The sequence below is a fragment of the Ruegeria arenilitoris genome (assembly GCF_013032855.1).
GTDB classification, from domain to species: Bacteria; Pseudomonadota; Alphaproteobacteria; order Rhodobacterales; family Rhodobacteraceae; genus Ruegeria; species Ruegeria arenilitoris.
On record NZ_WQDA01000001.1, the window covers coordinates 763,966 to 776,703 of the forward strand.

The 12,738-nt window shown below is 65.4% G+C and carries 11 protein-coding genes; 8 read left to right on the forward strand and 3 right to left on the reverse strand.

All coding sequences use genetic code 11. The features are described 5' to 3' along the window. Positions 1-13: 13 nt before the first annotated feature. From GOW72_RS03675 to GOW72_RS03700, 6 genes are read left to right on the forward strand one after another with little or no spacing between them, the layout of a single operon-like run. The gene (locus tag GOW72_RS03675) at positions 14-2,467 is read left to right on the forward strand and encodes an FAD-dependent oxidoreductase (protein ID WP_170365231.1); all 2,454 of its coding nucleotides are present in this window, start codon (positions 14-16) and stop codon (positions 2,465-2,467) included. Further along, positions 2,464-3,543 (forward strand): alcohol dehydrogenase family protein, encoded by a 1,080-nt coding sequence (locus GOW72_RS03680; RefSeq protein WP_217358085.1) that lies wholly within the window; start codon positions 2,464-2,466, stop codon positions 3,541-3,543. The genes GOW72_RS03675 and GOW72_RS03680 overlap by 4 nt, the downstream gene beginning before the upstream one ends. Then, positions 3,540-4,118, forward strand: a complete 579-nt coding sequence (locus tag GOW72_RS03685; protein ID WP_170365233.1) for a dimethylsulfonioproprionate lyase family protein — start codon at positions 3,540-3,542, stop codon at positions 4,116-4,118. Before GOW72_RS03680 ends, GOW72_RS03685 begins: the two co-directional genes overlap by 4 nt. Further along, positions 4,115-5,221 carry a mandelate racemase/muconate lactonizing enzyme family protein gene (locus GOW72_RS03690; RefSeq protein ID WP_170365234.1) on the forward strand — a complete coding sequence of 369 codons (1,107 nt, stop codon included), beginning with the start codon at positions 4,115-4,117 and terminating at the stop codon, positions 5,219-5,221. Before GOW72_RS03685 ends, GOW72_RS03690 begins: the two co-directional genes overlap by 4 nt. Beyond that, positions 5,218-6,324 carry a mandelate racemase/muconate lactonizing enzyme family protein gene (locus tag GOW72_RS03695; RefSeq protein WP_170365237.1) on the forward strand — a complete coding sequence of 369 codons (1,107 nt, stop codon included), beginning with the start codon at positions 5,218-5,220 and terminating at the stop codon, positions 6,322-6,324. Before GOW72_RS03690 ends, GOW72_RS03695 begins: the two co-directional genes overlap by 4 nt. Positions 6,325-6,334: 10 nt before the next feature. Further along, positions 6,335-7,633, forward strand: coding sequence for an aspartate aminotransferase family protein (locus tag GOW72_RS03700; protein WP_170365239.1), 1,299 nt, complete (start codon positions 6,335-6,337; stop codon positions 7,631-7,633). Here GOW72_RS03700 and GOW72_RS03705 read toward each other — a convergent pair. From GOW72_RS03705 to GOW72_RS03715, 3 genes are all read right to left on the reverse strand, one after another. Then, positions 7,630-7,848, reverse strand: coding sequence for a hypothetical protein (locus GOW72_RS03705; RefSeq protein WP_093964526.1), 219 nt, complete (start codon positions 7,846-7,848; stop codon positions 7,630-7,632). The genes GOW72_RS03700 and GOW72_RS03705 overlap by 4 nt on opposite strands. A gap of 123 nt (positions 7,849-7,971) precedes the next feature. Then, positions 7,972-8,367 carry a carboxymuconolactone decarboxylase family protein gene (locus tag GOW72_RS03710; protein ID WP_170357026.1) on the reverse strand — a complete coding sequence of 132 codons (396 nt, stop codon included), beginning with the start codon at positions 8,365-8,367 and terminating at the stop codon, positions 7,972-7,974. 2 nt (positions 8,368-8,369) lie between these two features. Further along, positions 8,370-9,188 (reverse strand): cyclase family protein, encoded by an 819-nt coding sequence (locus tag GOW72_RS03715; protein WP_170365241.1) that lies wholly within the window; start codon positions 9,186-9,188, stop codon positions 8,370-8,372. 251 nt (positions 9,189-9,439) lie between these two features. Here GOW72_RS03715 and GOW72_RS03720 point away from each other — a divergent pair, with 251 nt between their 5' ends. After that, positions 9,440-11,536: a 3-hydroxyacyl-CoA dehydrogenase NAD-binding domain-containing protein gene (locus tag GOW72_RS03720; protein ID WP_170365244.1), complete on the forward strand. Its 2,097-nt coding sequence runs from the start codon at positions 9,440-9,442 to the stop codon at positions 11,534-11,536. Continuing rightward, positions 11,536-12,711, forward strand: a complete 1,176-nt coding sequence (locus GOW72_RS03725) for an acetyl-CoA C-acyltransferase (protein WP_170365246.1) — start codon at positions 11,536-11,538, stop codon at positions 12,709-12,711. Before GOW72_RS03720 ends, GOW72_RS03725 begins: the two co-directional genes overlap by 1 nt. Positions 12,712-12,738 lie beyond the last annotated feature (27 nt).

Here is a 12,738-nt window from a genome sequence, read left to right on the forward strand (position 1 = left end):
GAGAGGAAAAATCATGCCCGGGAAGGAACTGCCGTCACAGGCCCGCGTGGTGATCGTGGGCGGAGGTGTCATGGGCGTCGGTCTGGCCTATCACCTGGCGCATGAGGGCTGGACGGATGTCGTTCTGCTGGAAAAGGCCGAGCTGACCAGTGGCAGCACCTGGCACGCAGCCGGGCAGATCACCCATTCGACCAGTTCCTTTGGTCTGGGCAAATGCGTGGACTACAACATCGGGCTCTATTCCGGTGCGCTCGAGGCCGAGACCGGGCAGGCGGTGACATGGCACGGATGCGGCTCGTTCCGGCTGGCCTATACCGAGGGCGAGATGGACTGGCTGCGCCACACCCTGTCGGTGGGCCGGTCGCTGGGCTTCAACATTGAACTGGTCGGCCCCGACCGCGTGGCCGAACTGCACCCGTTCTACAACCTCGACGGGGTTCTGGTCGCGCTGCACACGCCGGATGACGGGCATGTGGACCCGACGAACGTGACCATGGCCATGGCGGCGGGGGCGCGTCAGCTGGGCGCGCGGATCATCCGCCGCTGCCGGGCCACCAACATCACCCAGGCGGCCAATGGCGAATGGGTGGTCGAGACCGAACGGGGCACGATCCGCTGCGAACACGTGGTAAATGCGGGCGGCACCTATGCGCGGCAGATGGGCGAATGGTCTGGCCTACAACTGCCGATGACCTCGATGACCCACCACTATTTCGTGACCGAACCGGTGCCACAGTTCCAGGACCTCGATCACGAGTTGCCTGTGATCCGCGATGACCGCAAGGTCTCGGGCTATATCCGCATGGAGCAGAAGCGCGGGCTGATCGGGATCTACGAAAAGGAGAATTCGAACTCGGTCTGGCATGACCATTGCCCGTGGGATTATGAAAACTGGTTGTTCGACGCCGATTACGACCGGGTCATGCCGTGGCTGGAAGAAAGCCTGAACCGGATGCCGATTTTCGCCGATCTGGGCATCCAGCGCGAGGTTCACGGGGCGATCTCGCACCCGCCCGACGGCAATCCGCTGATCGGCCCGGCGCCGGGGGTGCGAAACTATTGGTGCTGCTGCGGCACTCAGATCGGCATCGGCTGGGGCCCGGGCCTGACGCGCGAACTGGCGCGGTGGATGGTGCATGGGGCGGCCGACATTTCGATGCGCGACTATGATCCGCGCCGGTTCGGGGCCTATGCCACCAAAGACTGGCAGGTCACCAAGGCGCATGAGGATTACAAGCTGCGCCACGAAATTCCGTTTCCGCATTTCAACCGTCTTGCCGGGCGGCCGGTCAAGCCGTCCCCCCTGTATGGCCGGCTGAAAGCAAAGGGGGCCGTGTTCGAAGAGGTTTATGGCCATGAACGCCCCCGCTGGTTCGCAAAGGACGGCGTTGAACAGCGCGACCATTATTCCTTCCGCCGCAATGTGGTGCATGACATGGTGGCCACCGAATGCAGGGCCGTGCGCGAGGCGGTCGGCATCATGGATATCTCGGCCTTCACCAAGGTCGGAATCAGCGGCCCGGATGCCCGGGCCCTGCTGGACCGGCTGGTTGCCAACCGCCTGCCGCAAAAGGTGGGCAGCATCGCGCTGACCCACATGCTGAACCGCCGTGGTCGGATCGAGCTGGAGACCACGGTCGTGAAACTGGCCGAGGACCGGTACTACCTCGTCTGTGCCGCCTTCTTCGAGCAGCGCCTGCTGGACCACCTGACCCAGCATCGCGACGAAGAAAACGTCGAAATCATCCTGCGATCCGACGACTGGGCCGCGCTCAGCCTCAATGGCCCCCGGGCGCGCGAGGTTTTGGCCGCCTGCACGGATGCCGACCTGAGCAATGCCGGTTTCAAATGGTTGACCGCGCAGGAAATCGACGTGGCGGGTCACCGACTCTGGGCTTTCCGCATGTCCTATGCCGGTGAATTGGGATGGGAACTGCACATGCCGCGTGACTGCGCCTTGGCCGTCTACGATACGCTCTGGGCCGCGGGCGCGCCGCATGGCATCGCCGATTACGGGTCGTTCGCGATGAACGCGCTGCGGATGGAGAAGGCCTTCAAGGGCGCGGGCGAGTTGACCAACGAGGTCACCCTGGCCGAGGCCGACGTGCTGCGTTTTGCCCGCACCGACAAGGAATACTTGGGCAAGGACCGCGCCCTGAACCCCGATCTGCGCTGGGTCTGCGCCTATCTCGAGATCGAACCGGATGGCCAGAACGATGGGCATGGCGGCGAGGCGGTCCTGCTGGATGGCCAGGTCGTGGGCTCCACCGCTTCGGTGGCCTACGGGCACACGGTCGGCAAGATCCTTGCCTTTGCCTATGTCAAACCGCAGGCCAATGTGCCGGGAACCGAAGTGCAGGTGGTGATTGCGGGCGTGCCGCGTCGCGCGCGGATCCTGGGCGCGCCCGCCTATGACCCGCACAGTGTTCTGCCTCGAACCGATACCGGGATGGAGGCTGCGGAATGATCCCGAAGACGATGAAGGCCATCGTCCTGACCGGGCATGGCGATCTGGACAAATACGAATGGCACGAGGACTGGCCCACCCCCACACCCGGCCCGATGGAGGTGTTGATCAAGGTGGGCGCCTGCGGGCTGAACAACACGGATGTGAACACCCGCACCGGCTGGTATTCCAAGGCGGTGGACGAGGCCACCACCGGCGGCGCCTATTCCGAGTTGGATGACGACGACAGCACCTGGGGCGGCGCGCCCCTGACCTTCCCGCGTATTCAGGGCGCGGACGCGGTCGGCACGGTCGTGGCCGTGGGAGAGGGGGCCGATCCCGCGATCATCGGCCGGCGGGTGATCGTGGCGGGCTGGCTGCGCGACTGGTCCGAGCCGATGAACCGCGACAAGGCGGGATATTTCGGCTCGGAATGTGACGGCGGCTTTGCCGAATACACCAAGGCCGACATCCGCGGCGTGGCGCCGGTCGACTCCGACCTGAGCGATGCCGAACTGGCGACCTTCAGCTGCTCGTACGTGACGGCCGAGGGCATGTTGGACAGGGCGCAGGTCGGCGAGGGTGACACGGTTCTGATCCCCGGCGCCTCGGGCGGTGTGGGCGGGGCGCTGATCCAGTTGTCCAAGCTGCGCGGCGCCCGTGTGATCGCCATGGCCAGCGCGGCCAAGCACCCCGAGGTCGCCAAACTGGGCCCGGATCGCATTCTGCCGCGCAACCCCAGGAACCTGCGGGCCGAGTTGAAAGGCGAACGGATCACCGTCGTCGCCGACGTCGTGGGCGGAGAGATGTGGCCCAAACTGATCGACATGCTGGAGCGTGGCGGGCGCTATACCTGTTCGGGCGCGATTGCCGGTCCGATCGTGCAGTTCGACCTGCGCACCTTCTATCTGCGCGATCTGACCTTCACCGGGTCGACCGTGAACACGCCGCAGAACTTCTTTGATGTCGTGAAATACATAGAAAATGGGCAAATCAAGCCAGCTTTGGCCGCCACTTACCCGTTGACTGAGCTGCGAGAGGCCCAGCAGGCCTTCATCGACAAGCATCATACCGGCAATATCGTGGTGATCCCATGACCCTGGAAAACGTTCTCGAAGCCGCGCGGCACCTGCATCAGAGCATGCCGGCGCTGTCGGAATTCGGCACCTGGCCCACCGACCTGACCGCAACCGGTTTGCAACCGCGGGCGATCCCCGCCACGACACTGGTGCAGGCGCTGGATCAACCCGGATCACCCCGGACAACGGGGTTGGTTCAGGCGATCCGGTCGGCGGCGCATCTTGCCCACTGGAAACGAACCTATACCGAGGCAGAGGTCGGTGCGGATTTCCGCAATCGGTATGGGTATTTCGAACTGTTCGGGCCAACCGGGCATTTCCATTCGACCCAGTTGCGGGGCTATGTCGCCTATTGGGGCGCCGGGCTGGACTATGACTGGCACAGCCACCAGGCCGAGGAGCTTTACCTGACGCTGGCGGGCGGTGCGGTCTTCAAGGTTGACGGGGATCGGGCCTTTGTTGGCGCTGAGGGCACGCGGTTGCATGCCAGTTGGCAAAGTCACGCCATGTCCACGGGGGATCAGCCGATCCTCACGTTCGTGCTGTGGCGGGGCGAGGGGTTGAACGACCTGCCCAGGATGGACGCCGCATGAAGATCACCCGCATCTCGGTCTTTCACGTCGATCTGCCGCTTGAACATCCCTATTGGCTGTCCGGCGGACGTCTGAAATTCGAGGTGCTGGATGCCACCTTCGTCAAGATCGAAACCGACGCCGGCCTTACCGGCTGGGGCGAGGGCACGCCATGGGGCCACACCTATGTGCCCGCCCATGGGCCGGGCATCCGGGCGGGGATCGAGACCATGGCGCCCTTCGTCCTCGGGCTGGACCCGCGCCGGGTCCTGGAGGTCGAGCGGGCGATGGACCACGCGCTGCCCGGGCATCTTTACGCCAAATCGCCGATCGACATGGCCTGCTGGGACATTGCCGGACAGGCGGCTGGGCTGCCGATTGCCGATCTGATGGGCGGCGGGTCGCGCAGCCCCGCGCCGATCGCCTCCTCGGTCGGGGCCAAGACCGTCGACGAAACCCGCGCGGTGATGGATCGCTATCGCGGCCGCGGCTATTGGGTGCATTCGGTCAAAGTGGGTGGCGACGTGGAGCGTGACATAGAACGCATCCGCGATGTCGAGGCGCACCGCCCGGCGGGAGAACGCATCCTCTATGACGTCAACCGCGCCTGGACGCGGCAACAGGCGCTGCGGGTGATGAAGGCCACCGAGGATCTGGGTGTGATGTTCGAACAACCCGGCGAGACGCTGGACGACATTGCCGGCATCCGGGCCCTGCATTCCGCCCCGGTCAGCGTGGATGAAAGCCTGGTCACCCTGCAGGACGCCGCGCGCATTGCCCGCGACGGGCTGGCCGAGGTCTTCGGGATCAAGCTCAACCGTGTCGGCGGTCTGACCAAGGCCGCGCGGATGCGGGACATCGCGCTGGCGCATGGCATCGACATGTATGTGATGGCCACCGGCGGCTCGGTTCTGGCCGATACCGAGGCGCTGCATCTGGCCGCCACCATCCCGGATCACAACCGTTTGGGCGTCTGGGCCTGTCAGGACATGCTGACGCTGGACGTCGCGGGCGGGCGCGGCCCGCACAACCGTCAGGGTCATCTCGAATTGCCCGAGGCCCCCGGCCTCGGGGTAGCCCCGGATGAAGATGCACTGGGGGAACCAAAGGCCGTGTACCAATGACCCGCATCACCCGCATCTCGCTCTGGCATGTGCCGCTGACCAGCCATCAGGCCTATTACATGGCTGACGGCAAGGCCTGCGACACGGTTGAAACGGTGGTTCTGGCGCTGGACACCGATGACGATCTGACCGGCTGGAGCGAGGTCTGCCCGATTCCGCATTACCTGCCCGCCTATGCGCGCGGTGTGGCCCCGGCGGTGCAGGACATGGCCGCGGTTCTGCTGGGCGCCGACCCGATCGGACCCGAGGCGTTGATGGCGCGGCTGGACCGGCACCTGCCGGGGCATGTCTATGCCAAATCGGCGATCGACATCGCGCTGTGGGATCTGACGGGGCAGGTGGCAGGGCTGCCCCTGCACGCGCTTCTGGGGGGGCGGCAGGCGCAGACGATGCCGCTCTATCACTCGATCACCTGTATCGCCCCGGCCGAGATGGCCCGCATCGCCCGCGAGGCGCAGGCGCAGGGCATCACCCAGTTCCAGGTCAAGCTGGGCGCGGATGCCGATTGGCAGGCCGATGTCGAACGCCTGCGTCTGGTGCGCGAGGCGGTGGGCGACGGCCCGCTGGTCTATGGCGATTGGAACTGCGGCGCCACGTCGTTGGATGCCAGCAGGGTGGGGCGGGCGGTCGCGGATCTGGATGTGATGCTGGAACAACCCTGTGCCACGATCGAGGATTGCGCCCGCGTGCGCGTCGCCACCGGCCTGCCGATGAAGCTGGACGAATGCGCACACGACACCGCAAGCCTGATGGCTGCGCATGCGCTGGGCTGCATGGATGCGGTCGCGGTGAAGCTGTCGAAATTCGGCGGGCTGTCGGCGGCGCGCCGCGCGCGTGATCTGTGCCTGCATCTGGGGGCGAAGATGTGCGTCGAAGACACCTGGGGGTCTGACATCACCACCGCCGCCCTGTTGCATCTGGGCGCAGCAACTGAACCGGCGCGCCTGATGAACGTGTGCGACCTGTCGGGCTATGTCGCGCCGCGGCTGGCGCCCGATGGCCCGACCCGCAAGGGCGGCCGGATCGCGCCGCCCGACGGGATCGGTCTGGGCGTTGCGCCCGACCGCGAATTCCTGGGCGCGCCGGACGTGATACTCGATTAGGGAGGCGACCATGCCGCGACATCTCAGCCAATCCGATTGGGGTCAACGCGCCCGCGCGGTGCTGCCCGGCGGTGGCTTCGGCAATTTCGACCCGTCGGTCTTCATCCGCGAGGGCCGGGGCAGCCGCGTCTGGGACGAAGACGGCAAAGAATATGTCGACCTGCTGATCGGCTCGGGGCCGATGCTGCTGGGCCACGGCCACCCCGAGTTGTTGGAGGCCGTCGCCGAACAGTTGCCCAATGGCATGACGTTCTTCGCCAACAACGCGCGCGCAGTCGAACTGGCCGAGGAAATCTGCGCCGCCGTGCCCTGCGCCGATCAGATCCGCTATGTCTCGTCCGGCGGTGAGGCTGACATGTACGCGATCCGGCTGGCCCGCGCCTTTACCGGCCGCGACAAGATCGTGAAGTTCGAAGGCGGTTATCACGGCATGAGCGCCGAGGCGCAGATGAGCCTGGCCCCGTCACGGATGGTGAATTTCCCGCAGGCGGTTCCCGACAGCGCGGGCATACCGGCCAGCGTTCAGGCCGAAATGCTGATCGCGCCGTTCAACGACCCGGACTACATCCGCTCGCTGCTGGCCGAGCACGGCAACCAGGTCGCGGGCATCATCGTCGAGCCCTTGCAACGCATCATCCCGCCCGAACCCGGCTTCTTGCAGCTTCTGCGGGACGAGGCCGACAAGTACGGCATCGTGCTGATCTTCGACGAGGTGGTGACCGGGTTTCGTTTCGCCTATGGCGGCGCGCAGGAGCTGTATGGCGTGACCCCGGACATCGCCACGCTGGGCAAGATCATCGGCGGCGGTTTTCCGCTCGCCGCAATCGCCGGGCGGGCCGAGATCATGGCCTATTTTGACAAATCCGCCGTTGGGGCGGAGAAATGGCTGATGCAGTTGGGGACTCTGTCGGGCAATCCGGTGGCCGCGGTGGCCGGGCTCAAGACGATGGAGGTGCTGCACCGTCCCGGTCAGTACGACCGGCTGCGCGCCAATGGTCAGCGTCTGATGGACATGGCCTCGGCCGCGCTGAACAAGCAGGGGGTCGCCCATCGCGTCGTCGGCGATCCGACCCTGTTCGAAATCGTGTTCACGGAAGGAAAGGTGCGGGATTATCGCGATGTGGTCTGCGCGGACACGGCCAGAGCAACCCTGTTCAATACGGTTCTGATGCAGAACGGGATGTTCAAGTCGCCGGGCAAGACCTATCCGTCCCTGGCGCTGACCGAGGCGGACTTTGACCTGTGCGAAGCCACCTATACCAAGGCCGCGCAGGCCGTGGCCGAAATGCAGGGCGCGGGCGTGTCTTAGTAGACGCCCGCCATCACCAGGCGAACGATGTCTTCGCGCTTGAGGCCACGCGCAGCCAGTTCTTCGTCGGTCAACTCGCTGAGTTGCTTGATCTTGATGACCTTGGCATTTGCTTCGCCCATGCGGATCAAAGCATCATAGATGCCGCTGAACACATCGGCGACGGCCGAGAACAGGTTCAGGATTGCCGGGCGGTGCGTGCTTGTCTGTGCCATGAGCGGAGCCTCTCTGGTCTGTATGTGACCAAAGAGATTTAGTCCTGATGCTGCAGTGCAGCTAGACACTTGAGGGAATAGCCGCTGTGCATCTGGTGCAAGTCTGGCCCGACAGGCGCCGCCTCAGACCTTGAACTGGTCGTCCACCGGCACCTGCAAAGCGGTGGCCAGGGCGTTGGTCTGGCTGGCCATCGCGATCACCGCCAGCAGTTCGGCCTGCATCTGATCGGTCATGCCCTTGGAGCGGGCCGCGGCCGAATGGGAGTGCACGCAGTATTCGCAATTGTTGGCGACCGAAACCGCCACATACAGCATCTCTTTCACAAGCGGGTCCAGCGCGCCGGGGGCCATGACGGTCTTCAGCCGCTCCCACGTCGTTTTCAGCAGTGCCGGGTCATGGGCCAGAGCGCGCCAGAAATTGTTGACGTAATCGGTGTTGCGGGTGGCGCGGATGTCATCGAAGACGGCCAGCGCCTCGGCGCTGACCTCTTCGTCCGTCAACAGGCGAACCGTTGCCATGCTCAGACCATCGCAAAGATGCGCGCCGGGCCGCCCGACCCGCCACGATGGGCCGGCGCGCCGACCACCAGCGTCGCTCCGCTGGCGGGCACCTTGTCGAGATTGGCCAGGTTCTCGATGCCGTAACGGTTGGTGGGCAGCCACGCGTAGTGCGTCACGAAATCGGCCGATGGCCCGTGGTCCAGCGACAGCGTGTCGACGGCCAGAGCAACCGCGCCGGTTCCTTCGATCAGCATCTGCGCCGCTTCGACGTGGAAGCCGGGGAAATGCATCATGCCGTCCCCGTCGACGTTGCGGAATTCGGGCGTGGCGGTCTTGGCGGCCCATCCCGAATGCATGGCGACGCAGGCGCCATCGGGGATGTCGCCATTCGCCGCGATCCACGCCTTCAGATCGTCGGGGGTCACCTGCGCATCCGGGTCCTCGGCCGCGCGGGCGGCAATGTCCACCACGCACAGAGGGCAAACGAGGTTCGACACCGGGATTTCGTCCACCGACTGCCCATCCGCCGAGAAATGCAGCGGGGCATCGACATGCGTGCCGGTGTGTTCGTTGACGGCCAGGTTGAACAGGTTGAAGCCATGTTCCTTGAAGTTGAAGGCCTGTGTCGCCTCGATCCCCGGCTGGCCGAAATAGGTGGGGAAATCGGCATCGTAGACATGGGTCATGTCCAGCACCTCGCCATGGCCGGCCGCAAGCGCTGGTGGGGCAGCCACCGTCCCAAGCGCCGTGCCTGCCGCCATCGCTGCGCCAGCCTTGAAAAAGGATCGACGCGACAGCATCCGGTCTTTCACCGCGTTCATTACGCAAACGTCACACATTTCAAAACTCCCTGTTCTGCAATCTGTTTTCGTTCCGGGCCGAATTCATTGGCCGGGTGGGCAAAGCCTAGCACGGTTTTCCGCGATCCGGTTCACAAGTTGTTTGGGGCCTGCTCGCCGGCAACAAATGCGGCCCGGCGGCGCAGTCGGGTATAAGGGGTTGAACCCGCGCGCGGACGGGTTCAATCTGTTGCGGAATATTGTTCCGCAATGCGGAACAAGCTGGGGTTGGCAAGAGGAGACCAAGTCTGATGTCCGAGGCGGTGGAATACGAACGGATTGGCGATATCGCGGTGCTGGCGGCGAACAACCCGCCGGTCAATGCGCTTGGCGTGGATGTGCGCCGGGGCCTGCTGGCCGGAATCGAACGGGCCGAGGCCGAGCGCGCAAAGGCGGTGCTGATCTACGGCAAGGGCCGGACCTATTTCGCGGGGGCCGATATCCGCGAGTTCGGCAAACCCCCGCAGGAACCGTGGTTGCCCGGCCTGTGCGACCGGATCGAGGCCTCGCCCCTGCTGGTGGTTTCGGCGCTGCACGGCACGGCGCTCGGCGGCGGGCTCGAGGTTGCGCTGTCCAGCCACTACCGCATCGCGGTTCCCTCGGCCAAGGTCGGCCTGCCCGAGGTCAATCTGGGCATCCTGCCCGGTGCCGGGGGCACCCAGCGTCTGCCGCGCGTGGCCGGGGTGGAGGCCGCGCTGGACATGATCACAACCGGTCGCCATGTCCGCGCCGACGAGGCGCTGAAGCTGGGCGTGATCGACAAGGTGCAGGATGGCGACCCGCGCGAGATCGGGCTGGCCTATGCGCAGGAGCTGCTTGACTCGGGTGCGCCCCGCCGCGCGGTCGGAGAGATGCCTGCGCCGGACCCCGTCGATTTCGATGCGGTCTACGAGGCTGTTCTGAAGAAGGGCCGCGGCCAGTTGTCCCCCGCCGTTGCCGTGCGTGCCGTGCAAGCCGCCTGCGAGGCGCCCAGCTTTGCCGAGGGCATGGCGCGCGAGCGGGAACTGTTCATGCAGTTGATGGAATCGGATCAGCGCAAGGGCCTGATCCACGCCTTCTTTGCCGAACGCGCCGTGGGAAAACTGCCCGAACTGAAAGGTGTCGAGCCGCGTCCGGTGCATCAGATCGGGGTCATCGGCGGCGGCACGATGGGCGCGGGGATCGCCACCGCCGCCTTGTTGGCAGGTCTGCCCGTGACCTTGCTAGAGATGACGCAGGAGGCCGCCCATGCCGCCAAGGACCGGATCGCCGGAAACTTGGCAGGCGCCCTGAAGCGCGGCAAGATCAGCCAGCAGCAGAACGACGCGATCCTGTCGGATCAGTTGCAGCTTGCCACAGGTTATGACGCGCTGAGCGCCGTCGACCTGGTGATCGAGGCCGTGTTCGAGGATATGGACGTCAAGAAACAGGTCTTTGCCCAGCTGGATGCGGTCTGCAAGCCCGGGGCGGTTCTGGCGACCAACACCTCGTATCTGGACGTCAACGAGATCGCCGCCACCACCACGCGGCCGCAGGACGTGATCGGGCTGCATTTCTTCTCGCCCGCGCATGTGATGAAGCTGCTTGAGATCGTGGTGGCCGACAAGACCGCGCCCGAGGTGGTCGCAACCGGCTTTGCGCTGGGGCATCGGCTGAAGAAGGTCTCGGTGCGCGCAGGGGTGTGCGACGGGTTCATCGGCAACCGGATCCTCAGTACCTATCGCACCTGCGCCGACCACATGGTTCTGGACGGGGCAAGCCCGTTCCAGATCGACAAGGCGCTGACCGATTTCGGCTTTGCCATGGGGCCGTTCGCGGTGTCCGATCTGGCCGGGCTGGATATCGGCTGGGCGGTACGCAAACGCAAACGCGCCGAGGGGCTGGACCCGCGCGCCCGCGACAGCAGCTATGCCGACAAACTCTGCGAGGCCGGGCATTTCGGGCAGAAGACCGGCAAGGGCTTCTATGTCTATGAAAGAGGCAAGCGCGGCGGCACGCCGAACCCCGAGGTTCTGGACCTGATCGCGGCCGACCGCGCGGCGCAGGGCATCACCCCGCGCACGTTCACGGATGACGAGATCGTGCGGCGATATATGGTCTCGATGGTCAACGAGGCCGCCAAGGTGGTGGGCGAGGGCATCGCCCGCCGCCCCTTGGACGTGGATGTGGTGCTGCTCTATGGCTATGGGTTCCCGCGCTATCGCGGCGGGCCGCTGAAATGGGCGGACCTGCAGGGCCTTCCGGGTATTCTGGACGACATCCGCGCCTGGTCGGCCGAGGATGACTATTTCTGGCAACCTGCGCCGCTGCTGGAAAAACTGGTGGCCGAGGGCCGCAGCTTTGATGATCTGAACAAGGACGCCGAGTGATGAAACAAGCCGTAATCGTATCCGCCGCGCGCACCGGGCTGGCCAAGTCGTTCCGGGGCTCGTTCAACATGACCCACGGCGCCACGATGGGCGGCCACGCGGTTCAGGCCGCGGTCGCGCGCTCGGGGTTGGATGGGGCCGAGATCGAGGATTGCATCATCGGCTGCGGTTTCCCCGAAGGCGAGACCGGCAGCAATATCGCCCGCCAGATCGCCATCCGGGCCGGGCTGCCGGTCAGCGTTTCGGGCATGACCGTGAACCGGTTCTGCTCGTCGGGGCTGCAGACCGTGGCGCTGGCGGCGCAGGCCATCACCGACGGCGGCGCTGGGCCAATCGTGGCCGGTGGGGTCGAGAGCATCTCGCTGGTTCAGCCGAAAACCCGCCCGGTGCCCGAGGCGTGGATTCAGGAGCACAAGCCCGCGATCTACATGACGATGATCGAGACCGCCGACATCGTGGCCGAGCGCTATGGCATCAGTCGCGAAGAACAGGACGCCTACGGCCTGCGGTCGCAGCAGCGCATCGCGGCGGCGCAGGCGGCGGGCAAGTTCGACGACGAGATCGTGCCGATGCAGACCACCATGGCGATCAAGGACAAAGAGACGGGCGAGGTCTCGCACCGGCAGGTCACCGTGGACCGGGATGAATGCAACCGCCCGAACACGACGCTGGAAGGCCTTGCCTCACTCGAGCCGGTGCGCGGCCCCGTAAACTACATCACCGCCGGCAATGCCAGTCAGCTGTCGGACGGCGCGGCCGCCGTGGTCGTGATGGACAGCGCCGAGGCCGAGCGCCGTGGGCTGGAGCCCTTGGGTGCGTTCAAGGGGTTCTGCGTGGCGGGGTGCGAGCCCGACGAGATGGGCATCGGCCCGGTCTTTGCGGTGCCACGCCTGCTGGAACGGCATGGTCTGAGCATCGAGGACATCGACCTGTGGGAGCTGAACGAAGCCTTCGCCTCGCAAGCGCTGTACTGCCGAAACCGTTTGGGAATCGATGACGAGAAATGCAACGTGAACGGCGGATCGATCGCCATCGGGCATCCGTTCGGCATGACCGGCGCGCGGATGGTCGGCCATCTGCTGCGCGAAGGGCGGCGGCGCGGGGCCAAGCTGGGTGTCGTGACCATGTGCATCGGCGGCGGCATGGGCGCGGCCGGTCTGTTCGAGATATATTGAAGAAAGAGGCGCCGGGCCAGCTCATCG

Excerpts from the sequence above, each read along its gene's own strand:
- GOW72_RS03675 (WP_170365231.1), top strand. The coding sequence starts at position 14 with ATGCCCGGGAAGGAACTGCCGTCACAGGCCCGCGTGGTGATCGTGGGC.
- GOW72_RS03680 (WP_217358085.1), top strand. The coding sequence starts at position 2,464 with ATGATCCCGAAGACGATGAAGGCCATCGTCCTGACCGGGCATGGCGAT.
- GOW72_RS03685 (WP_170365233.1), top strand. The coding sequence starts at position 3,540 with ATGACCCTGGAAAACGTTCTCGAAGCCGCGCGGCACCTGCATCAGAGC.
- GOW72_RS03690 (WP_170365234.1), top strand. The coding sequence starts at position 4,115 with ATGAAGATCACCCGCATCTCGGTCTTTCACGTCGATCTGCCGCTTGAA.
- GOW72_RS03695 (WP_170365237.1), top strand. The coding sequence starts at position 5,218 with ATGACCCGCATCACCCGCATCTCGCTCTGGCATGTGCCGCTGACCAGC.
- GOW72_RS03700 (WP_170365239.1), top strand. The coding sequence starts at position 6,335 with ATGCCGCGACATCTCAGCCAATCCGATTGGGGTCAACGCGCCCGCGCG.
- GOW72_RS03705 (WP_093964526.1), bottom strand. The coding sequence starts at position 7,848 with ATGGCACAGACAAGCACGCACCGCCCGGCAATCCTGAACCTGTTCTCG.
- GOW72_RS03710 (WP_170357026.1), bottom strand. The coding sequence starts at position 8,367 with ATGGCAACGGTTCGCCTGTTGACGGACGAAGAGGTCAGCGCCGAGGCG.
- GOW72_RS03715 (WP_170365241.1), bottom strand. The coding sequence starts at position 9,188 with ATGTGTGACGTTTGCGTAATGAACGCGGTGAAAGACCGGATGCTGTCG.
- GOW72_RS03720 (WP_170365244.1), top strand. The coding sequence starts at position 9,440 with ATGTCCGAGGCGGTGGAATACGAACGGATTGGCGATATCGCGGTGCTG.
- GOW72_RS03725 (WP_170365246.1), top strand. The coding sequence starts at position 11,536 with ATGAAACAAGCCGTAATCGTATCCGCCGCGCGCACCGGGCTGGCCAAG.